This window comes from Gordonia sp. LMA167, assembly GCF_058130025.1.
In genome coordinates this window covers 2600849-2623079 of the sequence record NZ_CM176708.1, presented here as the reverse complement: position 1 = coordinate 2623079, position 22231 = coordinate 2600849, and the positions used below count along the sequence as shown (strand labels likewise).

Below are 22231 nucleotides of genomic sequence, written 5' to 3'. Positions count from 1 at the left end.
ATGATGATACCCGGGGGAAGAACCGAGGAACAGGCCGTCAGGGGACGGGGACAGCGGCCGACGTGCGGTCCGTCAGCGGCGCGCCCGTCTTGGCCTCGACGTGTGCGAAGTCCACGCCGTCAGCCAGTTCCACGACGTCGAAACCGGTGCCGTTGACGTCGAAGACACCGAGGTCGGTGATGACGCGGGTGACCACGGAACGTCCGGTGAGCGGCAGCGAGCAGTGTGCGACCAGCTTGGGGTCGCCCTTCTTGGTGCTGTGCTCCATCAGCACGATGACCTGGCCGGCCCCGTTGACGAGATCCATTGCGCCGCCGATGCCCTTGACCATCGCGCCGGGCACCATCCAGTTGGCGAGGTCCCCGTTGCCGGACACCTGCATGCCACCGAGCACGGCGACGTCCACGTGACCGCCGCGAATCATCGCGAAGCTGGTCGCCGAGTCGAAGTAGGACGCTCCGGGCAGGACCGAGACGGTCTGCTTGCCGGCGTTGATCAGGTCGGGGTCGACCTCGTCATCGTAGGGATACGGGCCGACGCCGAGGATGCCGTTCTCGGCGTGCAGCATGATGCCGGAGTCGTCGGGCAGGTGATCGGGAATCAGTGTCGGCAGACCGATCCCGAGGTTGACGTAGTCACCGGGCCGCAGCTCTCGTGAAGCGCGGGCGGCCATCTCGGTGCGAGTCCAGGTCATGAGAGTTCTCCTACTGGTGTGCCGGGTCAGGCGTCGGTCTGGCCGGGGCGGGGACGTGTGGTGCGCTGTTCGATCTCCTTGCGCGCCGCCTGTTCCGGGGTCAGGGCGACGATGCGCTTGACGAAGATGCCGGGCAGGTGGATGTCGTCGGGCGCGAGCTCGCCGACCTCGACCACCTTCTCCGCCTCGACGATGGTGGTGCGGCCCGACATCGCGGCCGGCGGATTGAAGTTGCGGGCTGCCGCGTGGAACTTGCAGTTGCCTGCCTTGTCGACCACGGCCGCACGGATCAACGCGTAGTCGGTGACGATCGCCTCCTCGAGGACCATGTCCTGCCCGTTGAAGGTGCGCACCTCCTTGGGCTCGGAGGCCAGGGCGACGCTGCCGTCGGGGTTGTAACGCCAGGGCAGTCCGCCGTCGGCGACGAGGGTGCCGACACCGGTCGGGGTGTAGAAGGCGCCGATGCCGCTGCCACCGGCGCGCATCCGCTCGGCCAGGGTGCCCTGCGGGGTGAGTTCAACGGTGACCTCACCGGCGAGGAACTGGCGGCCGAACTCTTTGTTCTCACCGATGTAGGACGCGATGACCTTGTCGATCCGGCGTGCCTCCAGCAGCAACCCGAGGCCGGCGCCGTCGACGCCACAGTTGTTGGATGCGATGGTGAGGTTGCCGGCGCCCTGTTCCAGCAACGCCTCGATGAGGAACCACGGGATGCCGGCGAGACCGAACCCTCCGACCGCGAGGCTGGCGCCGTCGGGGATGTCGGCGACGGCCTCGGCGGCGGAACCGGCCAGTTTGTCGATGCTCATGAGTGCTCCAAATGCTCTGTCAGTGCTGGGGTGATGATCTCGGGTTGTTCGGCGTTCGCCAGGTGTGCGGAGTGCGGGACGACCAGCAGTCGGCCGTTCTTCACGCTCTCGGCGATCTCTTCGAGCTTGGGCGGCGGAGTGGCCGGATCGTCGGCGCCGGCGATCGCCAGCGTGGGTGCGACGATCGAGGGCAGGTCGGCACGTTGGTCCATGACCGCGATCGCCTCACAACATCCGGCATAACCCTCGGCCGACGTGTCGACGACCATCTGCTCGTGGTAGGCCTTGGAATCCGGCTGTGCCGCAAGGTAGTCAGCAGTGAACCAGCGCTGCACAACGGCTTCGGCCACGGCACCGCTGCCCCGCTCGCGCACGGTAGCAGCCCGATCGGTCCACGCTGATGACGGAGTGAGTTGGGCGCCCGTGCACAGCAGAGCAAGCCGCTCGACCCGCTCCGGGTTCCGCACACCGAGCCGCATGGCGGTCATTCCCCCGAGCGACAGTCCGACGATGTGCGCGCGTTCGATGTCGAGTCGGTCGAGCAGGGCGATCACGTCATCGGCGAGATCGTCGATCGTGTACGGTCCCTGCGGAACCGGCGATTGCCCGTGGCCCCGGGTGTTGTACCGGACCACGCGGAAGCGCTCTTCGAGAGCAGCCAGCTGCGCATCCCACATCCGGTAGGTCGAGCCCAGCGAGTTCGACAACACGACCGCGGGCCCCTCGGGCCGCCCGCTGACGACCGCTTCGACCTCCACGGCGCTCATCGGATCACCTCGAAGACCGCCGCCAACCCCTGGCCGCCGCCGATGCACATGGTCTCCAGCACCCGGCGTGAGCCCCGGCGCCGCGCCTCGTGGGCTGCGGTGGCCAGGATGCGGGCCCCGGTGGCCCCGATCGGATGACCGAGCGAGATGCCGGAGCCGTTGGGATTCAGGCGTTCATCTGTCGCGTCGACCTTCCATTCGGCGAGGACGGCGAGCACCTGGGCGGCGAAGGCCTCGTTGAGTTCGATGAGGTCGATCTCGTCGAGGGTCAGGCCCGCGCGGTCCAGCGCGGCTGCGGTCGCACCGACGGGACCGATGCCCATCGTCTCGGGGTCGCAGCCGGTGACCGCCCAGGAGGTCAGCGCCAGCATGGGGTCGAGGCCTCGACGTTCCGCTTCGGCGCGCGTGGTGACCACACACATGGCGGCACCGTCGTTCTGTCCGGACGCATTGCCCGCGGTGACCGTTGATTCGGGGTCGAGCTTGAGGCGGATCGGCCGGAGCTTGCCCATCGATTCGACGGTGGCATCGGCGCGCGGGTGTTCATCGCGATCGACGACGACGTCCGGCTTGCCCCGCTTGCCGGGCACCGTCACGGCCACCAGCTCGTCGGCGAAGCGCCCGGCCTCGTGAGCCGCGATCGCCCGCTGGTGCGAGGTGACGGCGAGTTCGTCCTGTTCCTGCCGCCCGATCCCGTAGCGGGCCCGGAGGTTCTCCGCTGTCTCGATCATGCCGCCGGGAACCGGATGGCTCTCACCACCCGCGGTCAGACGGCCGCGGTCGAGGCGGTCCATCAGCTCGACCCCGCCCTGCCGGATGCCGGTCCGCAGGCCCAGTGCATAGTGCTCGACGTTGGACATCGATTCGGCACCACCCGCGACGACCAGGCGCGCTCCCCCGGTCGCGACCTGCGACGCAGCGTTCAGGATAGCCTGCAGCCCCGAGCCGCAGCGTCGATCGACCTGCATGCCGGGGACTCCGACGCCCAGGCCGGCGTCGAGGGCGGCGATCCGCCCGATCGCCGGCGATTCACCGTTGGCGTAGCCCTGGCCGAGGATGACGTCGTCGACGTCCCCCTCGCCCAGTCCGGTGCGGGATGCCAGTTCCCGCAGCAGCCCGGTGGCGAGGTCGGTGACGGTGAGCGGGGCGAGAGCGCCCCCCATCCGACCTACCGGCGTGCGGAGCGGCGAACAGATGACGATGTCGGAGGCGGTGCTGGTCATACGTCAACGATAGGAACGCTCGCCGATATTGAGAAGTATCCATTTCGACATTTTTGATATGCGTAGAGTCTTAATCATGGAGTTGCGCCACCTTCGGTATTTCCGAGCGGTCGCCGAAGAGCTGCATTTCGGCCGCGCCGCGGAACGCCTGCACATCGCTCAGCCACCGCTGTCCCAGCAGATCCGACAGCTTGAAGAGGAGCTGGGCGTGCAGCTGCTGGTTCGCTCGACCCGTCGCGTCGAGCTCACCCCCGCCGGCGAGTCCTACCTCCGCCGGGTGGAGGAGATCCTCGACGCCGTCGACCTGGCCGGACTGCACGCGCAACGGATCTCGCAAGGTCGACAGGGTTCGCTGGCGATCGGGTGCGTGGGGTCGGCGACCTACTCGTTGCTCCCCCGGCTCGTCCGCGCGCTGCGTGAGGAACTGCCGGACCTGGATGTGAGTGTGCGCGGCGAGATGCTCGCGCCGGCCCAGCTCTCGGCGCTGCTGTCCGGCGAGATCGACCTGGCCCTGCTCCGGCCACCCGTCGGTGGCTCCGAGGTCGTCGTCGAGACGATCCGCCACGACCGGCTCTTCGTCGCGATGCCCGATGGCGATCCGCGTGCGGCGGGCGACACCGTGACGGCGACCGATCTCCGCGATGCGGACTTCATCGCCCACGCCGGCCAGGGCCGCTCGGTGATGAACGGGATCGTGGCCTCGATCTGCGCGGCCGCCGGATTCGTCCCGCAGATCCGCCATGAGGTCGCCGAGACGTCGACACTGGTCACGCTGGTCGCCGCGGGCCTCGGGGTGGCGATCGTGCCGGAGCCGACCGCGGCGCTCGGGATCGCCGGCGTGCGCTACCTACCGCTCGTACCCGATGCGCCCACGGTCGACCTCGCCGTGGCACGGGTCGCCGCGGAGCCCTCGCCGATGATCGAGCACGTCCTCACCGTGCTGCGCCGGGTGGCCGCCGACGACCATTGACAGCGAATCCGTCGCCGATCTCGATCTCGGTATCCCGGCTCGATCGGAAGCCGGTCAGCGGCCGGCCGCCTCGATCCTGGCCTGGATCGCATCGACGAACACGTTCTGGATGTCCTCCGGGGTCTTCGCGACATATGTGGTGCCACCCGGGGTGGCATCCGCGATCTGCTTCAACGCGTCGGTGTCCGCGTCGTCGGAGATACCGATGGTCAGCACGAGCACCGGTCGCGCCGGATCCTCGAGGCGTTTCAGCTCGGACAGCAACGTGTCCAGGCTGATGCTGTTGGGGTCCTCGTTCTGCCCGTCGGTCATGATGATGACCGAGTTCGAGTAGTTCGGGTCGTAGCTGCTCTGCACCTCCTTGAAGGCTGCGAGCGTCGTGTCGTACAGACCCGTGCCGCCCCCGAGCTGAGACGGCGCCAGACCGCGCCGCGTGGCCCGGGCCAGTTCGTCGCGGTGCGTTCCGCCGCCGACCGCGTCCGCATCGAGCCTGCGGATCGGTGACATCCACTTCCAGTCCTGGTCCGGCCCGCCCTTGTCGATGCCGAAGGCCCAGGCACCGATCATGGTGTTGTTCGGGAACAGCTTCAGCCCGGTCAGCGACGCTTCGGTCAACAGCCCGGCACGCGTCGTGTCCCCGGCCGGCGCAGCCATCGATCCGGAGGTGTCCTCGACGACGAGGGTCCGGATCGGCACACCGAGCACCTGCCACTGACGGATCGCCTTGTCGACCTGCGTCGGATCCTTCAGCTGGAGAACCTTCACCTGGCCCACGCCCGCGTTGTCCGGGAGTGGATCGCCCGCGGCATCGCGGTACCCCGACCCGTTGAGCGCCTTGACCCCCTCATCGGACGCGAGCTTGTCGGCGAGCGCCTTACCGGCCTCGGCCGCGGTATCACTGCGCGCCGCACCGGCCGTGTTCACCATCGGGTAGTCCAACATGACGGTGCCGTCGGCCGGCACCGACGCCTTCAGTGCCGAGCCACTGTGGGTCCGGGTGAACAGCAGATACTGCTGCTCGGTGGTGACCACCGGGACGTCGGACGTGTTGGCCAGATTCAGCCGCACGCCGTCGCTGTCGTTCTCCAGGCGCGCATTGTTCTGCTGAATGGCCAACACCGTCATCGCCGATGTCAGCTGATTGTCGGTCAGATCGCCACTGTTCTCCTCGGCGAGCGCACCGACGATGGGGGCATCGCCGGTACTGGTGTCGATCGGACTACCGGTCCGCAGATCCTGGAGCTTCATCACGTCGACCCAGCTCGTCAGCTCGGGCACGGACTTGCCGACGACGACGGTCGGCGACGTCGCGATCGACGGCGAGATCAGGTTAAGGTCGCGACGAACCTGCGTGGTCACCCGGCGAGCCTGGATCTGCGAGTCGGCAACCCAGAGGTCGGGCGACTTGTCGCCGCTGGTCAGCTGGCCGGGCACCTCGGCGCCGGCCACTCCGGTGACCTTGAAATCGAAGCAGCTGTCCTCCGAGGCCTTCTGTGCGACCGAGCGCAACGCCCCGGTCATCGCCGGATCGGACGCGACCGCGACCGACGTGCGGTCGGCGCACCCCACCGCGCCCGTCCGCCACAGGACGAAGCCCGTGGTGAGCGCGACCACCAGCACCAACGCGGCAAGGCCCCAGATCCAGCCCGCCCGACGTCCCGACGACGCACGCCGGTGCTCGAAGCCGAACCCGTCATCGCCGGCGGATGCGCGACGGCCCGACCTGGTGTCGATCGGTCCACTCCGCGGCGCAGACCCGCCCACTCGCTGCGCTCCCGGCTCCCCGGCCACACGGCCCGCTCGCTCCGCTCCCGGCTCCCCGGCCACACGGCCCGCTCGCTCCGCTCCCGGCTCCCCGGCCACACGGCCCGCTCGCTGCGCTCCCGGCTCCCCAGGCACACGGCCCGCTCGCTCCGCTCCCGGCTCCCCGGCCACACGGCCCGCTCGCTCCGCTCCCGGCTCCGGGCGGTCACCGCCCGAACTATGGCGCCCCATCGCCGTCCCCCCTCAGATCAGCCGAACACCTCACGGAAAGTCGCCAACGACTTCCGCAGGTCCCCGGATACCGCCATGGCCGCGGCCTTGCCCGCCGGCCCGATCAACGGCAGGCCGCCGAGATCAACTGTGAACGTTACTGTCGACCCGGCCTCCGTCGGAAGGATGCCGAGATCGAGCTTGGCCTTGACGCCGCCCTTGCCGTTCCCCTTGAGCCGGACCTGCTCGCACGGGCGGTACTTCTCGATCGTCCAGTCGAACCGTATCCGGGTTCCCTTGACAATGACCACCGATGCGAGCGCAACGCCCTCGCCCAGTTCGTTCGGGGCCGGCAATGCGCAGCGCCACCCGTCGTGCAGCACGAGCCATTCCGAATAGCGCGTCAGATCGGACGCGGCCGCCCAGGTATCCTCGACGGACAAGTCCACGTCGATGGAGTCACTTGTCTTGGCCATGGTCAGTGAGCCTAGCGTCAGCGACCACGCCCGAGCCCTCCTGGGCACCGTTCTGATCGGGCACGGGGTCGCCGCACGCATCACCGAGGTCGAAGCGTACGGCGGACGTGACGATCCCGCGTCGCACGGATTCAAGCGGACAGCCAGGTCCGAGATCATGTACGGCCCCGCCGGGCGGCTGTATGTCTACCGGATTCACGGACACTTCTGCGCCAATGTGGTGACGGGTCCCACCGAGCAGGGTTCCGCGGTGTTGATCCGTGCCGGAGAGATCGTCGACGGCCTGGACCTGGCGCGCCGACGGCGTCCGACCGCGAAGCACACCCACGCCCTCGCGCGCGGACCAGGAAACCTCACCCGGGCGCTCGGCATCACGATGGACGATCTCGACAGTCACCTCGACGACGGTTCACCCGTCTACGTAGATCGGGGCGACCGGACGGTGCCGGCGGACATCGGTGTCGGACCGCGCGTCGGCGTTCGTCTCGCCGCCGACGTCCCCTGGCGGTTCTGGGTGCTCGACGATCCGACCGTGTCGGCCTATCGTCGACATCCCCGCGCCGACGACGCCACGAACGAGCCGACCCCTCCTACGGCTGCGGCCGATCCTGCGTCGGCGGCTCGTGCGTCGGCGAATCCTGTTTCGGCGGTTCAGGTTTCACCGGATCGGCAGACGGCTGCGGTGCCGCGTTCGGCGCCGGCGTCTCGTCGACGCCGACCGCCTTCTTGACCGCATCCTGCGCCTTGTCCACGTGTCCGGTGTACTTGCCGCCGGTCGCCTTGTTGACGGCCTCGCCGCCCTTGTCGATCAAACTCGGGTTGCCTTTGATCGCGGCCTTCGCCTTGTCCACCAGTCCCTTGAGATCCATGGGGCCAAGTGTAGAGACACGAGCCGGGGCGCTCGCTCCTGCGCGCAAACACCCCGGTCAGACAGCCGCCCGCTGCACATCCCGTCGCGCGATGATCCGCGGGACGATGCGGGACACCGCCTCCACCGCGGCGATACCCACCGCAGCGGAGACGAACGCCACCGAGATCATCTGCAGATTCGACGAGTCGAGCTTGAAGAGGTGCTGCGTCCATGGCCAGGTGAAGATGATGACGTAGGCACCCACGGACACCGCCAGCAACAGCACCTTCCACCAGTTGTACGGCCGGGCCACCACAGCAAGGACGTACAGGGCGACGGCGAGCAGCGTGATCAGCGCCGCGGTGGCGGCCTGGGTCTGCGCAGGGCTGAAGTCCACCGATTCGTGCGATCCGATGCTCATCCCATCACCGCCCGGATTGACGATCACATAGGTGGCGAAGGTGGCCAGACCGACGATGATCCCGTTCGGTACCGCCTGTGACAGCACGCGCCGCACGAACCCGGTGCGGGCGCGTTCGTTGTTGGGCGCCAGCGACAGGACGAAGGCGGGGATGCCGATCGTGAACCACGCCGAGATCGTCACGTGGATCGGCTGGAAGGGATAGCTGAGCGAACCGAACCCGAACAGCTTGCCGCAGACGCCGCCGAGACCGACGAACAAGGCCAGCAAGACCGCGTAGACGGTCTTGGTCAGGAACAGATTCGATACCCGCTCGATGTTGCCGATCACCCGCCGACCCTCGCCCACCACATAGGGAAGGGTGGCGAACTTGTTGTCCAGCAACACGATCTGCGCGACCGAACGAGCCGCCGAACTGCCTGACCCCATCGCCACACCGATGTCGGCATCCTTGAGCGCGAGCACGTCGTTGACTCCGTCGCCGGTCATTGCGACCGTGTCGCCGACCGACTGCAAGGCCTTGACCATCGACCGCTTCTGGTCCGGTCGCACCCTGCCGAAGGTGATGGATCGCCGGACGACGTCGGCGAGCGCTCCGGTGTCAGTGGGCAGGGTGCGGGCATCCACCGACGTCGCCGGCGATCCGAGGCCCAGCGACGCCGCGACCGCTCCGACCGACAGGGCGTTGTCGCCCGAGATCACCTTGACGTCCACTCCTTGGCTCCCGAAGTACTCCAAGGTCTCCTGGGCATCCGGACGTACCCGCTGCTCCAGCACCACGAGGGCGACGGGTGCGACGTTTCCGGGTGCCGGGACACCGCTGGGCGGCTCGGTGTCCACGACGACGTCGGTCTGCGCCAACAGCAGGACTCGCAGACCATGTGCGCCCAGCTCACCGGCGACCGAGGCGGTCTCGCTCGCCGGGTCCAGGAGAACGTCGGGGGCGCCTATCAACCAGTTGCCCACGTCCCGGTCGGCCTCGTCCCGGAACGACATGCCGCTCCACTTCTTGGCCGAGGTGAACGGTTCGATGGCGCTCATCGTCCAAGCGGGCGGATCGGGGTATGCCTCGGCGAGTGCCTGCACGCTGGCGTTGGGCCGCGGATCGTGTGCAGCCAGGGCGGCCAACACGTCGGCGAGCCGGTCCGACGCCGGGCCGTCGACCGGGCGGACCTCGGCGAGACGCATCCCGTTCTCGGTGAGGGTGCCCGTCTTGTCCGCACAGACCACGTTGACCCGGGCCAGGCCCTCGATCGCCGGCAACTCGTTGACCAGGCACTGCCGCTGTCCGAGCCGGATCACGCCGACCGCAAAGGCGATCGACGTCATCAGCACCAGACCTTCGGGAACCATCGGCACCAACGCGGCGACCATGCCGAGCAGGGACGCCCGGATACCGCTGTTGCTGATGAACAGCTGATTGACGATCGTGAGGATGCCGGCGGGGATCAGCAGCCAGGTGATCACCTTGAGGATCTGATCGATTCCCGAGCGAAGTTCGGAGGACACCAAGGTGAACTTCGAGGCCTCCGCGGCGAGTTGGGCGGCGTAGGCGTCGGCACCGACCTTCGTCGCCCGGTACGCACCCGTCCCGGCGACGACGAAGCTGCCGGACAGGATCTGATCCCCCGGCGATTTGTCCACCGGATCGGCCTCGCCGGTGAGCAGTGATTCGTCCACGTCGAGCGCCAGGGATTCGACCAGCTCGCCGTCGACGACGACCTGGTCACCCGGACCGATCTCGATGATGTCGTCGAGGACCACCTCCTCCGGTGGGAGTGCGGCCGCCGTGCCATCGCGGCGCACGATCGGGGTGGCCTGTCCGACGATGGCGAGTTTGTCGAGGGTTCGTTTGGCACGGACCTCCTGGATGATGCCGATCCCACTGTTGGCGATGATCAGCAGCCCGAAAAGACCGTTGATGAATGATCCCGTGGCGGCGACGACGGCGAACAGCACACCGAGCAGCGCGTTGATGCGGGTGAAGACGTTGGCACGGACGATGTCGCCAACGGTGCGGCCCGAGCGGTCGGGGCGATGGTTGACCCGGCCGTCGGCCACCCGTGCAGCGACCTCGTCGGCGGTGAGGCCGGGGTCACCGGTGGTCGCGGCGGACACCTGGGTCACGCCGACGCCTCCCACCACGCCGGGTGATCGAGTCCGGTCCCGACGCGGGAGACGAGGTCGATGGCGCCGCCCGGTGGTGGAACCATCACCGTGGTCGCGTTCGCCGCGGCCGCCGGAAGCAGACGCGCGATCGGATCGGCCCACGAGTGGCGGGCGAGGTTGAACGTGCCCCAGTGGATCGGCAGCATCACCGAGTCACGGTGGTGGCCCCGGGTCATCATGCGATGCACGGTGACGGCCTCTTCGGGATTCACGTGCACATCCGGCCACACCGGGTCGTACGCGCCGACCGCCACCAGCGTCAGGTCGACCGAACCGGCACGGGCACCGACCTCGTCGAAGTGCTCCGAGAATCCGGTGTCACCGGAGAAGAACATTCGATGCGTCGGACCGGCCACCACCCAGCTCGACCACTGTGTGAGATTGCGCGTCAGGGAGCGTCCGGAGAAATGCCGTGCCGGATAGCAGCTGAACGTGAGGTCGGTGTCCCCGACGCCCACCGCCAGGTCGTCCCACCAGTCGGCCTGGTCGATGCGTTCGGGCGCGATCCCCCACCGCATCAGGTGCGCACCGACACCCAGCGGCATGACGAATCTGGCCTGGGGTTGCCGGGTGGCGAGCTCGACGACGGTCTCCATGTCGAGATGGTCGTAGTGGTCGTGGCTGATCAAGACCACATCGATGGGCGGGAGGTCGTCGACGGTCACGGGCGACGGGTGCATCCGGGCCGGACCGACCAGCTGAGAAGGCGAACACCGGCGACTCAGGACCGGGTCGGTGAGAATCCGGGTCCCGTCGAGTTCGACGAGAACCGACGCATGCCCGAGCCATGTGACGCGCAGGTCGCCGGGTTCGTCGCCGAACCCGGGTGTGAGCACCTGGATCGCCCGTTTCGGGCGCCCGGGCCGACGGGCCATGTCCAGAATCACCCGCAGGTCGGCGTCGACCGCGGATTCGATGTCGTGCAGATTGCGGAACGCGCCGTCACGCAGCTGGGGAGATCCGACCGTGTGCGTCAAGATCTCGTCGGCGTCGGCGCCGAATGCACGCGCCGAGGTCACCCCGCGGCGGGCCAGCATGGCGGTGGCCGACTCCGTTGCGGATCGGCCGGCCGTCGACAGCGTCGACACCGCGCGCCGGGCCAGGCCCGCACTCCCAAATCCGGTCGTCGTGGTCACGAGGTCAGCCTAGTGCGGTCGGGCGCGCGAGAGGGACCGTTGGGTCCGTGTTCACCGCCCGATGACCCGTTTGGCGGGTTCGCCCCCGCCATCTCGCGCACGGTGTCCGATCTGCACTGATATTCTTCGGCGAACAGATTCACGCACATGCGCAGGCCGTGTGTGCTCATGGGGGTAGGCCTCGTTGGCACGAATGTCAGTCGAACAGCGGCGCGCGGCCCTGATCGAAGCCGCATACCGCGTGATCGCCGATCACGGCGTCGAAGGCGCGACCACGCGTCGTATCTGCGCCCATGCGAACATGCCGCTGGCGAGCTTTCACTACGCGTTCGACAGCCGCACGGCGCTGCTGTGCGCGGTGATGGAGACCGCCGTCCCATCCGACATCAGCCGGATGCTCGAGACGATCCTGCCGATGGCGGGCGGCACCGAGGCTCGTGGCCTGGAAGCGATGCGGAAGAACATGCAGGGCCATCTCGAGGCCTTCTACACGTTGCTCAAGGCTGATCCCGGGCGGATGCAGGCCACCATCTCACTCGGCATCTATGCGCACAATCACGCGGAACTGCAGGCCGTCGGCAAGCAGATGTATGAACGGCTCTACGAGGTGGCCGGTCTCGGCCTCGAGGTGACCGCCGAGCAGGCGAATGTGCGGTGGACCGAACCGGTCGCCAATCTCAGTCCGGTGATCATCGCGGCGACGAACACGATCACCCTCACCTATCTGAGTACGTCCGACGACGTGGCCATCGGGAAGATCATCGAAGTCACGGTGACCGGCCTGATGACCTACCTCGTCGAGGACTGAGCGGCGCCACCCCAGACTGCCGCATCGACGACGGCGACCGCCCGAATCGACAGCGCCCGGCGAAACGAGACATATCGCTTCGCCGGGGCGCGCCGAGACCAACTCGTAGCTGCTACGTCGCCGGCTGGGCGGGCAGCACGTGCTCGCCGGTCTTGTCACAGGACAGTGCGAGCGAGCTGATGTACTGCTTCTCACCGTTCGGCCCTGGAACCGCGGAGGCGATCATGTCCGGGCGCTCGAAGTCGATGCCGGTCACACAGCAGGTCAACCGCACATCGGTCGGGTTGCCGTGGTCGTCGTACATCGGGATGTCGATGCCGTCGTCGGTGCGTCGCAGGTAGTACTTTCCCTTGGTCGACAACGCGATGATCGGCGGCAGCACCAACGCGAGAATCAGCGCCACCAGCGGCGAGTACGGCTGGATGGTGTCGCCGAAGGCGTGGAAGTACACCAGGATCGACGCGCCGGCCGCCACGATCAGGGAGACGAATCCGACCGGGTTGAAGTTGAAGAGCATACCGCGACGGAACTCGGGTTCCTTCGGCGAGATCTTCAGCAGGTACTTGTTGATCGCGATGTCCGACGCCACGGCGACGATCCAGGCGATACCGCAGTTGGCGTAGAAGTTCAGCAGATTGTTGAGGAAGCTGAACATGTCGGCCTCCATCAGCACGATCGCGATGGCGACGTTGAACACCAGGAAGACCAGGCGACCCGGGTAGGTCTTGGTGACGCGGGTGAAGCTATTGGTCCATGCGAGCGAACCCGAGTAGGCGTTGGTGACGTTGATCTTGATCTGACTGATGACCACCAGGATCACGGCCAGCGTAAGGGCGAGCCAGTGCGGCAGGAAGTCCTGGTAGATCTCGACAAACTGGTGCACCGGCTGATTGGCGATGCCGGCGTTGTCGACAGAGATACCGATCAGGTACACGGCCAGGAACAGGCCGACGATCTGCTTGATGGCGCCGAAGAAGACCCAGCCCGGACCGGCGGTCAGGGTCGCGATCCACCACTTGCGGGAGTTCTCCGGGGTCCGCGGAGGCATGAATCGGAGGTAGTCGATCTGTTCGGCGATCTGCGCGATCAACGACAGGCACACACCAGCGGCGAGCATCGTGCCGGCAAAGCTGACACCCTTTCCGGCCGGGCTTCCGTCGGGATTGGCACCGCTGAAGGCGAAGAAATCGCCGATGGCGTCAGGATGCGAGATCACCAGGTACGCGAACGGCAGAACCATCATGACCAGCCACAGCGGCGTGGTCCACACCTGCAGTTTCGCCAGCGTGTTCATGCCGTAGATGACCAGCGGGATGATCAACACCGACGACAACAGGTACCCGAGCCACAACGGGATACTCAGGCCGAGTTCGAGGCCCTGGGCCATGATCGAGCCCTCGAGCGCAAAGAATATGAACGTGAACGACGCAAAGATCACGTTGGTCAGAACCGAACCGTAGTAGCCGAATCCGCTACCGCGCGTGATCAAGTCGAGGTCGATGTTGTATCGGGCGGCGTAGAACGCGAGCGGATACCCCGTCAGCACGATCACGATCGCGAAGAACCCGATGCCCAGCAGCGCGTTTCCGGTGCCGTTCGCGATGCCGATGTTCGCACCGATCGCGAAGTCGGCCAGGTAAGCGATACCACCCAGTGCCGAGATGGCGACGACGCCCGGACCCCACTTGCGGTAGCTGCGTGGCGCGAACCGCAGTGTGTAGTCCTCGAGCGACTCCCGGGCGGCCGCCGCCTGGGCGCCCGTCGCGATGATGCTGTGTTCGGCGTTCTCTATCTCACCGATGTCCGCGGTGAATTCCGCCTCTTTCGACATGCGTCTCCTCGAAGGATTCCAGGCGCACTCCCGGGGTGGAGAACGCCATTGCAGAAAGATAGGGATGCTCAGTTTCGTTCGGTTGACCGGTATGTTTCGACCACGAAAACTGCGACGCCGCAGTCATTTCAATGGCCGGAATGTCCGATTTCACCGACGCCGGTCACAGCCGTCGTCGGCTCGCCGCCGGTCAACCGACGGGGTCATCCTCGCCTTCCCGTGTCGCCCATCGAGGCCGATGGCCGGTTCGAGGCTTCGCCGAGAGGATTCAGCGTCCCGAGAAGACCGGGGCACGCTTCTCTGCGCGCGCGGCACGACCCTCGGCCAGGTCGTCGCTTTCCCATGCCCGCATCATCGCCGCAGTCCGTTCGGGTGCGGGTCGGTCGCGGGCGCCGTCGTCGTTGAGCACCATCTTGTAGTGCTGGAGGGTCAACGGCGCCAGGTCGGCGATCATCGCGGCCCAGTGCTGCGCGTCGGTCAGATCACCGATCCGATTGGCGAATCCGAGCGCGTGCGCACGGTCGGCCGACAGCGGGTCGCACCCGATCAGCATGCCACGGGCAGGACCGGAACCGACGAGCGACACCAGCCGTCGGATCGTCCATTCATCCACGGCCACACCAATTCTTGCCGCCGGGATACCGGCCAGCGCGTCCGGTGCCATCACCCGCAGATCGGCGGCCATCGCCAACTGCAGGCCGGCGCCGAGCGCAGATCCGTTGAGGGCTGCGATCACCGGGATGGGTGTGGCTTCGATCTGCTGCAAGGTCGCCACCAGTTTGTCGAGGAAAGCCGGGTCGTAGACGGGCCCCGAGAGGTCCGCCCCGGCACAGAACACCGGCCCGCGCCCGGTGATCACGATCGCCCGGGCCTCGGCGTCCACCGCCGCCGCGAAGGCGTTCGACAGGCCTGCGACCATCTCCTCGTCGAGGGCATTGCGTTTGTCGACACGGTCCAGCTCGATGGTGATCACGGCATCGGATGCAGACGAGTGAATCATGTGCCGCAGCCTACCCAGAGTCGTGATGACACACTGAACCATTGTGGGTGCCCCCGACCATGCGGAACCAGAAGCCTCCTGCGACGTCGCGGTGATCGGAGGCGGCCAGGCGGGTCTGTCCGCCGCCTACTTCCTTCAACGATTCGGGCTCGACGACCGCTACCAGGTGCTCGATCACGCCTCCGGCCCCGGCGGCGCCTGGCAGTTTCGGTGGCCGACGCTGACCCTGGCCGCCGCCAATCGGGTGCACGACCTGCCCGGATACGGTCTGGTCGAAGCGCTGGGCCGCGACTGCAACACCTTTCCGGCCGCGACCGCGGTACCCGAGTACTTTGGCAGATACGAACAGAAATTCGGGCTGCGGGTATACCGCCCCGTGGACGTCCGGACCGTTCAGCGCAGCGACGACGGGTTCGCCATCACCCTCGCGAGCGGCGCGCAGGTCGCCGCGCGGACGATCATCAACGCGACCGGTACGTGGGAACGGCCTTTCGTCCCACATGTCCCCGGCATCGGCGACTTCCGCGGCCGGCAACTGCACACCCATGACTACGTCGGACCCGACGAGTTCGCCGGCAAGCGGGTACTCGTCGTCGGCGCGGGCATCTCGGCGGTCCAATTGCTCATCGAGATCGCGCGCAATGCCGCAGATGTGCAGACGTTCTGGTGCTCGCGATCCGAACCCGTCTTCGACTCCACTCCGTTCGACCCGGAGAAGGGTCGGCGCGCCGTTGCCCGGGTCGAGGAGCGCGTCCGCGCCGGGCTGCCACCGACGTCGGTGGTCTCGGTGACCGGCCTCGCGCTGACCCCGGCGATCAAGGCCGCTCAGGACGACGGCATCCTCGCCTGGCGGCCGATGTTCACCCGGATCACCGAGACCGGGGTCTGTTGGGACTGCGGCGTCGCCGACAGTTCGGGCGCCGACGCCCTCGACGTCGACGTCATCTTCTGGAACACCGGATTTCGCAGCGCCCTCGATCATCTGGCCCCGCTGCGGCTTCGCGGCGCGGGTGGCGGGATCACCATGACCGGTCGACTCGCCACCACCGTCGCCGACGACCCGCGCATCCAGCTGCTCGGGTACGGTCCGTCGGCCTCCACCATCGGGGCGAACCGTGCGGGACGCGAGGCGGCGCGCAACGTCGCGGACTACCTCGATCATCGCGGCTGATCTCGCTCTCGACGAACGAAGTGGGAACGGATCGAGACCCCTCTCCTGAGATCCAACCTTGACAGAATGTTGTGTTTTCACAACACTTGGTTAGGTGAGTCCGGTCCGACGGGGAGAGAAGCTCCCGATTTTCAACCGCATCGGCGTACTGCGCGCGGAGCGGAAGATGTCACGGGCACAGCTCGCCGACCTGGTCGGCATCAATGTCCAGTCGGTGGGCGCCCTCGAACGCGGTGACAACTACCCCAGCCTGGACCTGGCGTTCCGTATCTGCGCCGTGTTCGACCTTCCGGTCGAGGCGGTGTTCGCCCGCACGGAGTTCGGGGCCATGTCGGCGGAGCTGTATCGCGGAACCACCGAAGCTCAACGAACCGGAGGTGAACCATGACCGACCCGAATTCGGCCATCCCGGCGGACGCGACGCCGGCACTGTGGCGACGTTATGACGAGTGGCGCGCCGAGCGCCATCTGCGGTTCAACGAAAAGCACTCCGGGAAGTTGACGGCACTCCGCAACCGCCGGGGAGCCCGACGGTTGGTGCTGCTCCAGGCGGCCGCGGTGGCCGTGGCGCTGGTGGGCGCGGTGATGGCGTACTTCACGCCCTGGTTCGCGATTCCGTTCATCCTCGGCGTCGTCCTCTCGTTGGCTGCTCAGTTCGCGCTGCGGATCGTGACCGGCTCGATCGCCGACACACCGATCCCGGCCCTCGACGAGATTCAACTCGCCCAGCGGAATTCGGCCCGATCCATCGGCTTCGTCGCCCTGTACCTACTCATGTTCATCCCCTACGTGATCCTCTTGGGTCTCGGCTTCCAGGACAGCGTGAGCGGCGACCTGGTCTATGCCACCGGCGTTCTGCTCATCACCCTCGTCGTGGCCGCGGTGGTCCTGCCGACGATGCTCACCGCCTGGTGGATGAACGACCCCGACCCCGAGGACCTCGCCGCGCGCGACGACGAACGGAGTGCCCCATGAACGACCCGTTGATCATCGACGGCCTGTACAAGCGGTACGGAGATCTGATCGCTCTACAGGACATGACCTTTCACGTCGAGCCCGGCGAGATCTTCGGCTTCGTCGGGAGCAATGGCGCCGGCAAGTCCACCACGATGCGCATCATCCTCGGCGTACTGGCCGCCGACGGCGGGCGGGTCCGTCTGGGTGATCACGCGATCGATCTGCAGACCCGTCGGGGCATCGGCTACATGCCCGAAGAACGCGGTCTCTATCCGAAGATGAAAGTCGGTGAGCAGCTGGTGTTCCTGGCCCGCTTGCACGGGATGTCCCCGGACCAGGCCCGCGAGAGCATGCGTCGTTGGACCACCCGCCTCGGCGTGGAGCAGCGTGTCGATGACAACGTGGCCGATCTGAGCCTCGGCAACCAGCAGCGCGTCCAGCTCGCCGCCGCACTGATCCACGACCCGCAGGTCCTCGTGCTCGACGAGCCCTTCTCCGGTCTGGATCCCGTCGCCGTCGACGTGATGAGCGACGTCCTCAAAGAGAAAGCAGCCGAGGGTATTCCGGTGATCTTTTCGTCGCATCAACTCGACCTGGTACAACGGCTCTGCGATCGCGTCGGCATCGTCGTGCGCGGACAGATGCGTGCACTCGGTGCCGTCGCCGAACTGCGCGAACGCGACGGCGTCACCCTCGAGGTTCACGGGCCCCCCGCACTGACTCGGTGGGCGGACGGCCTCGCCGGTGTCCTGCACGCCGACTACGACACGTCGCGGGACGCGACCTCCCTGCGCATCGACCCCGACGTCGCCGACGACCAGGCGATTCTGACCGCTGCTCTGCGGATCGGCCCGGTGCACCGCTTCGCGCGGTCGACCCCATCGCTGACCGAACTGTTCCGAGAGGTGGTCGCGGCATGAGGACATCGATCCGACTCGTCGCGGAACGCGAGATCCTGACCCGCGCGAGAACCCGATCTTTCCTGATCAGCACCGGCTTGCTGATGGTCGTGATCATCGTCGGCGCGGTCGTGTGGTCGGCGTTCTCGGGGCACTCCGAACCCGACCGGGTCGGTGTGGTCGGCACCGATGCAGCACTCACGAGCACCATCGAACAGGTCGGCGAGGCCACCGGAAACCCTGTCGACGTGGTCGCGGTCTCGTCGGCCGAGGAGGCCCGGGCCCAGGTGGCCGCCGGTGGCCTCGCGGCGGCACTCGTCGCGGGCCCGGCATCACACACGTATGTGGCGATCTCCAAGAGCGGGCTGAGCCCCGCCGTCGACGGAGTCCTGCGGTCGTCGGTGAATCAGGTCGAGCTCGAAAGTTCTCTGACGCAACGTGGCATCGACGCGACATCGCTGGCCCGCCCCTCGATCACCACCGAACAGACCACCCCGGACAAACCGGACGAAGGTCAGCGGATCGTGATCGCGCTGGTCGGCACGATTCTGTTGATCACCGCGATCATGATGGGCGGGTCGATGGTCGCCGTGGGGGTCGTCGAAGAGAAGACATCTCGGGTCGTCGAACTGCTGCTCGCGACCATCAAGCCGCTACATCTGTTGTGGGGCAAGATCATCGGCATCGGCGTCGTCGCGTTGGCGCAGGTACTGATTCTTGGTGCGACGGCGCTCATCGCCGGTCGGATCACCGGTCTGCTGACGATCCCGACCGCCGCGATCAGCATGTTCGCCGCGGTGATCGCCTGGTTCGTCCTGGGCTTCCTGTTCTTCGCCACCCTCTATGCGGCAACGGGTGCGCTCGTGTCGCGACAGGAGGAGTTGTCGGCCAGTTCGGCGCCGCTCACCATCCTGGCCATGGCGGTGATGTACTCCGGGGTCTTCGGGATCCAGGCGCTCGATTCCACCTTCATCAAGGTGCTGACCTGGATTCCGCCGTTCAGCGCGGCGCTCATGCCGATCCGGATCGCCACCGGCGACACCACGATCGTGCAGGTCATCGTGACATTTGCGCTGATGGTGGCGGCCTGCGCGGCCGCCACCTGGTTTGCTTCCCGAATCTATGAACGAACGATCTTGCGTACCGGAACGCGCGTCAAGTGGTCGGAGGTCGTGTCACTGGCCCGATGATGGCTCGACAGTCGCGATCTCATCGGCGAGACCCCACGAGAGCGCGGTCTCGGCACCGATCGTCGTACCCGTCACGGCGAGATGAAAGGTACGCCAGCGATCGATTCGCCGCGGAATCCCCACGGTGCCACCGGCGCCCGGGATGAGCCCCATGCCGACCTCGGGCAGGCGGATCGCGACTCCGGGGTCGACGACGACCCGACCGGCCAGGCTGGGCAGCTCTATGCCCGCACCGACACAGGCGCCGTGCAGAAATGCCGTGGTGCGATCGGCCGTCTCGCCGATCCGCACCCCGGCGCCGCCGACCGTGCGGATGAAGTGTGCCGTCACCGGGTCGGGCGTGGTGCCGAACTCGTCGAGATCCCCGCCAGCACAGAACACCGGGCCTGTGCCGCGCAGATGGATCTCGGTGATCGAATCGTCGAGGACCGCGACATCGAGGGCTTCCACGAGGGCATCCCGCAACGCCGCGCCGAACGCGTTGCGGCGTTCCGGCCGATTCAGGGTGATGGTCATCCGGTGGTCGTCACGCTCGGCGAGCACCGGCGGGGCGAGCGGTGTCGGTGGCAGGGGCCGTGGGCCGCGCTCGCTGAGCCATGCAGCGAACTCGGCACCCCCGAGCAGGGTCGAATAGGCCCAGGACTCGATGTCGAGCGCCTCGCGAACCGTGGCGCGGACCCCGGCCCGCAGAACCGCGGCCAGCACCGTGGCCGCCTGCGGGTTGCGTGCGACGTGATCAGCCAATTCCTCTGCCGCCGAGCGGGGGTCGTCGGCGCCGACGATCGCTCGTCGGGTGAGGGCGACCTCCGGGTGCGCGTAGACGACATCGCACTGCTGCGTGACCTCGACCCAGTCAACCGGGCGATCCGCCTCCCCGAGGTAGCCGATCCGCACGTTTCCGGCGGAGCGATCCGGCGACCACTCCGCGTGTTCCCACTCCGCATGAGCGGCGACGTCGGCGAGAAACGGGGCAGGTGAACCGATCATCGTGTCAGCCTAGTGGTGTGTCTCGGAAGGAGGCGACGGGTCTCCGGCGTTCGATCGACGCCTGGCCGCGTTGTCGTCGGTCGAGATAGCGCCGCTATCACTCCCTCCTCCGCCTTGCCAGACGCCGATCGCTCCACCGGATACCGGCCACCTCCTTCCGAGACACACCACCAGCGAAGCCAGCCGTGCCGTCAGATCTGCCGGAAGCGGCGCAGGGCCTCCTCGCGCTCGGCCTTGTGGTCGACGATGTTCTCCGGATAGTCGTCGGAATCGATCTCGGGGACCCACCGTCGCACGTACTCGCCGTCGGGATCGAACTTCTTTTGCTGGGTCTCGGGGTTGAACACCCGAAAGTACGGTGCCGCATCGGTTCCGGTCCCCGCCGCCCACTGCCAGCCGTGCTGGTTGGAGGCCATGTCGCCGTCGACGAGTTGCTCGAGAAACCACCGGGCACCCCACCACCACGGTAGGTGCAGGTCTTTCACCAGGAACGACGCGGTGATCATGCGGACACGGTTGTGCATGAACCCGGTCTCGGCGAGCTGCCGCATGCCTGCGTCGACGAGGGGGAATCCGGTGCGGCCCGAACGCCATGCGTCGAAACGTCGGTGGGCATCGGAGTCGGTGTCCAGATCGATGTCGTCGAACTGGCTGTTCCAGTTGTGCCACAGACTGTCCGGCCAGTGGAACAGCACCGAGGCGTAGAAGTCGCGGAACGCCAGTTCCCGGAGATATGCCTGGGCGCCTTTCGAGCGACCGAGGTCGGCGACCATCGTCCGGGGATGGACGTTGCCGAACTTGAGGTAGGCCGACATCCGGCTGCTCGCATCGAGATCTGGTCGGTCACGGTCGGTGTCGTAGTCGGCGAGGCCGCCCTCGACGAACTCCGACCACCGCGCGAGCGCGGCGCTCTCCCCTGCCGGATGGTCGAGTGTCACCGGGGCTGCTGGAATACGAATGCGCCCAGAACGTCGGATATCGCTGGGATTCACCAGGTCCGACGGATTCACCGTCGACGACGCCGGGCTGCGCCAACCATGCTCGCGCCACTGCTTGAAGTACGGGGTGAAAACCTTGTACGGGTCGCCGTCCGGCTTGGTGACCCGGCCGGGCGATACGAGGTACGGCGACCCGAGGGCTTCGAGCGGAACGTCCTTGAGAGCCGCGGCCACCGCAGCGTCGCGGCGCCGTCCGAAGGGCGAGAAGTCCTCGCTCACATGCACCGACGTGGCGTTCACCGCTGTCGTCAGCCGAGGGATCTCCTCCTGCGGCCGTCCGCGTACAACGAGGAGCCGCCCGGACAGTTGCTCGTCCAGGTCGCGGAGCGAATCGAACAGAAAACTCAGACGTCGTGGACCCGACGACTGTTCGAGTCGCGGGTCCACGACGAAGCAGACCAGTATCTCGTCGCCTGCCTCACCGGCGGCGATGAGCGGCGGAAGGTCACTCAGACGCAGATCGCGTCTGAGCCACAGCAGTGCCGGTGCGCTCGTCGCTACCCCACGCCCAGCAGATCGATCACGAACACGAGGGTCTTGCCCGACAGTCGATGTCCGGCCCCGGCGGGACCGTAGGCGAGCTGGGGCGGAACCGTGAGCTGTCGACGTCCACCGACCTTCATGCCGGGAATTCCCTCCTGCCAGCCGGGGATCAGCCGATCGAGCGGGAAATTGGCGGACTGGCCGCGATCCCACGAGGAGTCGAACTCTTCACCCGACTCGAATTCGACGCCGACGTAATGCACATCCACGACGCCGCCGCGCTGCGCCTCGGCGCCGTCGCCGACGACGAGATCGGCGATCTGCAGTTCACTGGGGGCGGGGCCTTCGGGGAAATCGACTTCTGGCTTCTCAGCACTGGTCAACGGGACTCTCCTTTGAGTCGTCGGATCAGGGTCGG

General features: G+C 67.1%; 21 protein-coding genes and 1 pseudogene. 8 read left to right on the top strand and 14 right to left on the bottom strand.

Going from position 1 to position 22231, the window contains the following annotated elements:
• Window positions 1-37 precede the first annotated feature (37 nt).
• The 4 genes from ACVT6V_RS11850 to ACVT6V_RS11835 are packed head-to-tail and all read right to left on the bottom strand — an operon-like array spanning window position 38 to window position 3493.
• Window positions 38-694, bottom strand: coding sequence for a 3-oxoacid CoA-transferase subunit B (locus ACVT6V_RS11850; protein WP_489899932.1), 657 nt, complete (start codon window positions 692-694; stop codon window positions 38-40).
• A gap of 26 nt (window positions 695-720) precedes the next feature.
• Entirely contained in the window at window positions 721-1503 is a 783-nt protein-coding gene (locus ACVT6V_RS11845; RefSeq protein WP_489899931.1) for a CoA transferase subunit A, read from the bottom strand.
• A complete protein-coding gene (gene pcaD / locus ACVT6V_RS11840; RefSeq protein WP_489899930.1) occupies window positions 1500-2270 on the bottom strand; it encodes a 3-oxoadipate enol-lactonase in 771 nt (256 codons plus the stop codon). The genes ACVT6V_RS11845 and pcaD overlap by 4 nt, the downstream gene beginning before the upstream one ends.
• Window positions 2267-3493 carry an acetyl-CoA C-acetyltransferase gene (locus ACVT6V_RS11835; RefSeq protein ID WP_489899929.1) on the bottom strand — a complete coding sequence of 409 codons (1227 nt, stop codon included), beginning with the start codon at window positions 3491-3493 and terminating at the stop codon, window positions 2267-2269. Before ACVT6V_RS11835 ends, pcaD begins: the two co-directional genes overlap by 4 nt.
• Before the next feature lie 76 nt (window positions 3494-3569).
• Here ACVT6V_RS11835 and ACVT6V_RS11830 point away from each other — a divergent pair, with 76 nt between their 5' ends.
• Entirely contained in the window at window positions 3570-4463 is an 894-nt protein-coding gene (locus ACVT6V_RS11830; protein WP_489899928.1) for a LysR substrate-binding domain-containing protein, read from the top strand.
• A gap of 54 nt (window positions 4464-4517) precedes the next feature.
• Here the strand turns inward: ACVT6V_RS11830 and ACVT6V_RS11825 are convergent, their stop codons facing one another.
• Together ACVT6V_RS11825 and ACVT6V_RS11820 are read right to left on the bottom strand one after the other, a co-directional pair.
• The gene (locus tag ACVT6V_RS11825) at window positions 4518-6458 is read right to left on the bottom strand and encodes a substrate-binding domain-containing protein (RefSeq protein WP_489899926.1); all 1941 of its coding nucleotides are present in this window, start codon (window positions 6456-6458) and stop codon (window positions 4518-4520) included.
• A gap of 17 nt (window positions 6459-6475) precedes the next feature.
• Window positions 6476-6913, bottom strand: a complete 438-nt coding sequence (locus ACVT6V_RS11820; protein WP_489899925.1) for a type II toxin-antitoxin system Rv0910 family toxin — start codon at window positions 6911-6913, stop codon at window positions 6476-6478.
• Here ACVT6V_RS11820 and ACVT6V_RS11815 point away from each other — a divergent pair.
• Window positions 6891-7478 (top strand): annotated as a pseudogene (locus ACVT6V_RS11815) (DNA-3-methyladenine glycosylase); the annotation flags it as partial. The gene ACVT6V_RS11820 and the pseudogene ACVT6V_RS11815 sit on opposite strands and share 23 nt — an antisense overlap.
• Window positions 7479-7503: 25 nt before the next feature.
• Here the strand turns inward: ACVT6V_RS11815 and ACVT6V_RS11810 are convergent.
• From ACVT6V_RS11810 to ACVT6V_RS11800, 3 genes are read right to left on the bottom strand one after another with little or no spacing between them, the layout of a single operon-like run.
• Window positions 7504-7782, bottom strand: a complete 279-nt coding sequence (locus ACVT6V_RS11810) for an antitoxin (protein WP_489899924.1) — start codon at window positions 7780-7782, stop codon at window positions 7504-7506.
• Window positions 7783-7839: 57 nt separating this feature from the next.
• Entirely contained in the window at window positions 7840-10302 is a 2463-nt protein-coding gene (locus ACVT6V_RS11805; RefSeq protein WP_489900783.1) for an HAD-IC family P-type ATPase, read from the bottom strand.
• A gap of 5 nt (window positions 10303-10307) precedes the next feature.
• Window positions 10308-11489, bottom strand: a complete 1182-nt coding sequence (locus ACVT6V_RS11800; protein ID WP_489899923.1) for an MBL fold metallo-hydrolase — start codon at window positions 11487-11489, stop codon at window positions 10308-10310.
• 184 nt (window positions 11490-11673) lie between these two features.
• Between ACVT6V_RS11800 and ACVT6V_RS11795 the strand changes: the two genes are divergently transcribed.
• Window positions 11674-12297 (top strand): TetR/AcrR family transcriptional regulator, encoded by a 624-nt coding sequence (locus ACVT6V_RS11795; RefSeq protein WP_489899922.1) that lies wholly within the window; start codon window positions 11674-11676, stop codon window positions 12295-12297.
• A 112-nt stretch (window positions 12298-12409) separates the two neighbouring features.
• Here ACVT6V_RS11795 and ACVT6V_RS11790 read toward each other — a convergent pair whose 3' ends face one another.
• Entirely contained in the window at window positions 12410-14128 is a 1719-nt protein-coding gene (locus ACVT6V_RS11790) for a purine-cytosine permease family protein (protein WP_489899921.1), read from the bottom strand.
• Window positions 14129-14396: 268 nt separating this feature from the next.
• On the bottom strand, window positions 14397-15128 hold the full coding sequence (locus ACVT6V_RS11785; protein WP_489899920.1) for an enoyl-CoA hydratase: 732 nt from the start codon (window positions 15126-15128) through the stop codon (window positions 14397-14399).
• A 43-nt stretch (window positions 15129-15171) separates the two neighbouring features.
• On the opposite strand from ACVT6V_RS11785, the gene ACVT6V_RS11780 reads away from it, so the two are divergent.
• The 5 genes from ACVT6V_RS11780 (at window position 15172) to ACVT6V_RS11760 (ending at window position 19345) form a co-directional block, all read left to right on the top strand.
• A complete protein-coding gene (locus tag ACVT6V_RS11780; protein WP_489899919.1) occupies window positions 15172-16299 on the top strand; it encodes an NAD(P)-binding domain-containing protein in 1128 nt (375 codons plus the stop codon).
• A 94-nt stretch (window positions 16300-16393) separates the two neighbouring features.
• The gene (locus tag ACVT6V_RS11775; protein ID WP_489899918.1) at window positions 16394-16687 is read left to right on the top strand and encodes a helix-turn-helix transcriptional regulator; all 294 of its coding nucleotides are present in this window, start codon (window positions 16394-16396) and stop codon (window positions 16685-16687) included.
• Window positions 16684-17274, top strand: coding sequence for a hypothetical protein (locus tag ACVT6V_RS11770; RefSeq protein ID WP_489899916.1), 591 nt, complete (start codon window positions 16684-16686; stop codon window positions 17272-17274). The genes ACVT6V_RS11775 and ACVT6V_RS11770 overlap by 4 nt, the downstream gene beginning before the upstream one ends.
• Entirely contained in the window at window positions 17271-18176 is a 906-nt protein-coding gene (locus ACVT6V_RS11765) for an ABC transporter ATP-binding protein (protein ID WP_489899915.1), read from the top strand. The genes ACVT6V_RS11770 and ACVT6V_RS11765 overlap by 4 nt, the downstream gene beginning before the upstream one ends.
• Window positions 18173-19345 (top strand): ABC transporter permease, encoded by a 1173-nt coding sequence (locus tag ACVT6V_RS11760; RefSeq protein WP_489899914.1) that lies wholly within the window; start codon window positions 18173-18175, stop codon window positions 19343-19345. The genes ACVT6V_RS11765 and ACVT6V_RS11760 overlap by 4 nt, the downstream gene beginning before the upstream one ends.
• Here the strand turns inward: ACVT6V_RS11760 and ACVT6V_RS11755 are convergent.
• The 3 genes from ACVT6V_RS11755 to ACVT6V_RS11745 all read right to left on the bottom strand — a co-directional run bounded on the left by ACVT6V_RS11755 (window position 19331) and on the right by ACVT6V_RS11745 (window position 22196).
• Entirely contained in the window at window positions 19331-20332 is a 1002-nt protein-coding gene (locus tag ACVT6V_RS11755) for an enoyl-CoA hydratase/isomerase family protein (protein WP_489899913.1), read from the bottom strand. The two genes, ACVT6V_RS11760 and ACVT6V_RS11755, sit on opposite strands and share 15 nt — an antisense overlap.
• A gap of 191 nt (window positions 20333-20523) precedes the next feature.
• Window positions 20524-21807, bottom strand: a complete 1284-nt coding sequence (locus ACVT6V_RS11750; RefSeq protein ID WP_489900782.1) for a cryptochrome/photolyase family protein — start codon at window positions 21805-21807, stop codon at window positions 20524-20526.
• 20 nt (window positions 21808-21827) lie between these two features.
• The gene (locus tag ACVT6V_RS11745) at window positions 21828-22196 is read right to left on the bottom strand and encodes an FKBP-type peptidyl-prolyl cis-trans isomerase (RefSeq protein WP_489899912.1); all 369 of its coding nucleotides are present in this window, start codon (window positions 22194-22196) and stop codon (window positions 21828-21830) included.
• Window positions 22197-22231 lie beyond the last annotated feature (35 nt).

Excerpts from the sequence above, each read along its gene's own strand:
- ACVT6V_RS11785 (WP_489899920.1), bottom strand. The coding sequence starts at position 15,128 with ATGATTCACTCGTCTGCATCCGATGCCGTGATCACCATCGAGCTGGAC.
- ACVT6V_RS11845 (WP_489899931.1), bottom strand. The coding sequence starts at position 1,503 with ATGAGCATCGACAAACTGGCCGGTTCCGCCGCCGAGGCCGTCGCCGAC.
- ACVT6V_RS11760 (WP_489899914.1), top strand. The coding sequence starts at position 18,173 with ATGAGGACATCGATCCGACTCGTCGCGGAACGCGAGATCCTGACCCGC.
- ACVT6V_RS11830 (WP_489899928.1), top strand. The coding sequence starts at position 3,570 with ATGGAGTTGCGCCACCTTCGGTATTTCCGAGCGGTCGCCGAAGAGCTG.
- ACVT6V_RS11755 (WP_489899913.1), bottom strand. The coding sequence starts at position 20,332 with ATGATCGGTTCACCTGCCCCGTTTCTCGCCGACGTCGCCGCTCATGCG.
- ACVT6V_RS11810 (WP_489899924.1), bottom strand. The coding sequence starts at position 7,782 with ATGGATCTCAAGGGACTGGTGGACAAGGCGAAGGCCGCGATCAAAGGC.
- ACVT6V_RS11825 (WP_489899926.1), bottom strand. The coding sequence starts at position 6,458 with ATGGGGCGCCATAGTTCGGGCGGTGACCGCCCGGAGCCGGGAGCGGAG.
- ACVT6V_RS11835 (WP_489899929.1), bottom strand. The coding sequence starts at position 3,493 with ATGACCAGCACCGCCTCCGACATCGTCATCTGTTCGCCGCTCCGCACG.
- ACVT6V_RS11820 (WP_489899925.1), bottom strand. The coding sequence starts at position 6,913 with ATGGCCAAGACAAGTGACTCCATCGACGTGGACTTGTCCGTCGAGGAT.
- ACVT6V_RS11765 (WP_489899915.1), top strand. The coding sequence starts at position 17,271 with ATGAACGACCCGTTGATCATCGACGGCCTGTACAAGCGGTACGGAGAT.
- ACVT6V_RS11790 (WP_489899921.1), bottom strand. The coding sequence starts at position 14,128 with ATGTCGAAAGAGGCGGAATTCACCGCGGACATCGGTGAGATAGAGAAC.
- ACVT6V_RS11770 (WP_489899916.1), top strand. The coding sequence starts at position 16,684 with ATGACCGACCCGAATTCGGCCATCCCGGCGGACGCGACGCCGGCACTG.
- pcaD (WP_489899930.1), bottom strand. The coding sequence starts at position 2,270 with ATGAGCGCCGTGGAGGTCGAAGCGGTCGTCAGCGGGCGGCCCGAGGGG.
- ACVT6V_RS11850 (WP_489899932.1), bottom strand. The coding sequence starts at position 694 with ATGACCTGGACTCGCACCGAGATGGCCGCCCGCGCTTCACGAGAGCTG.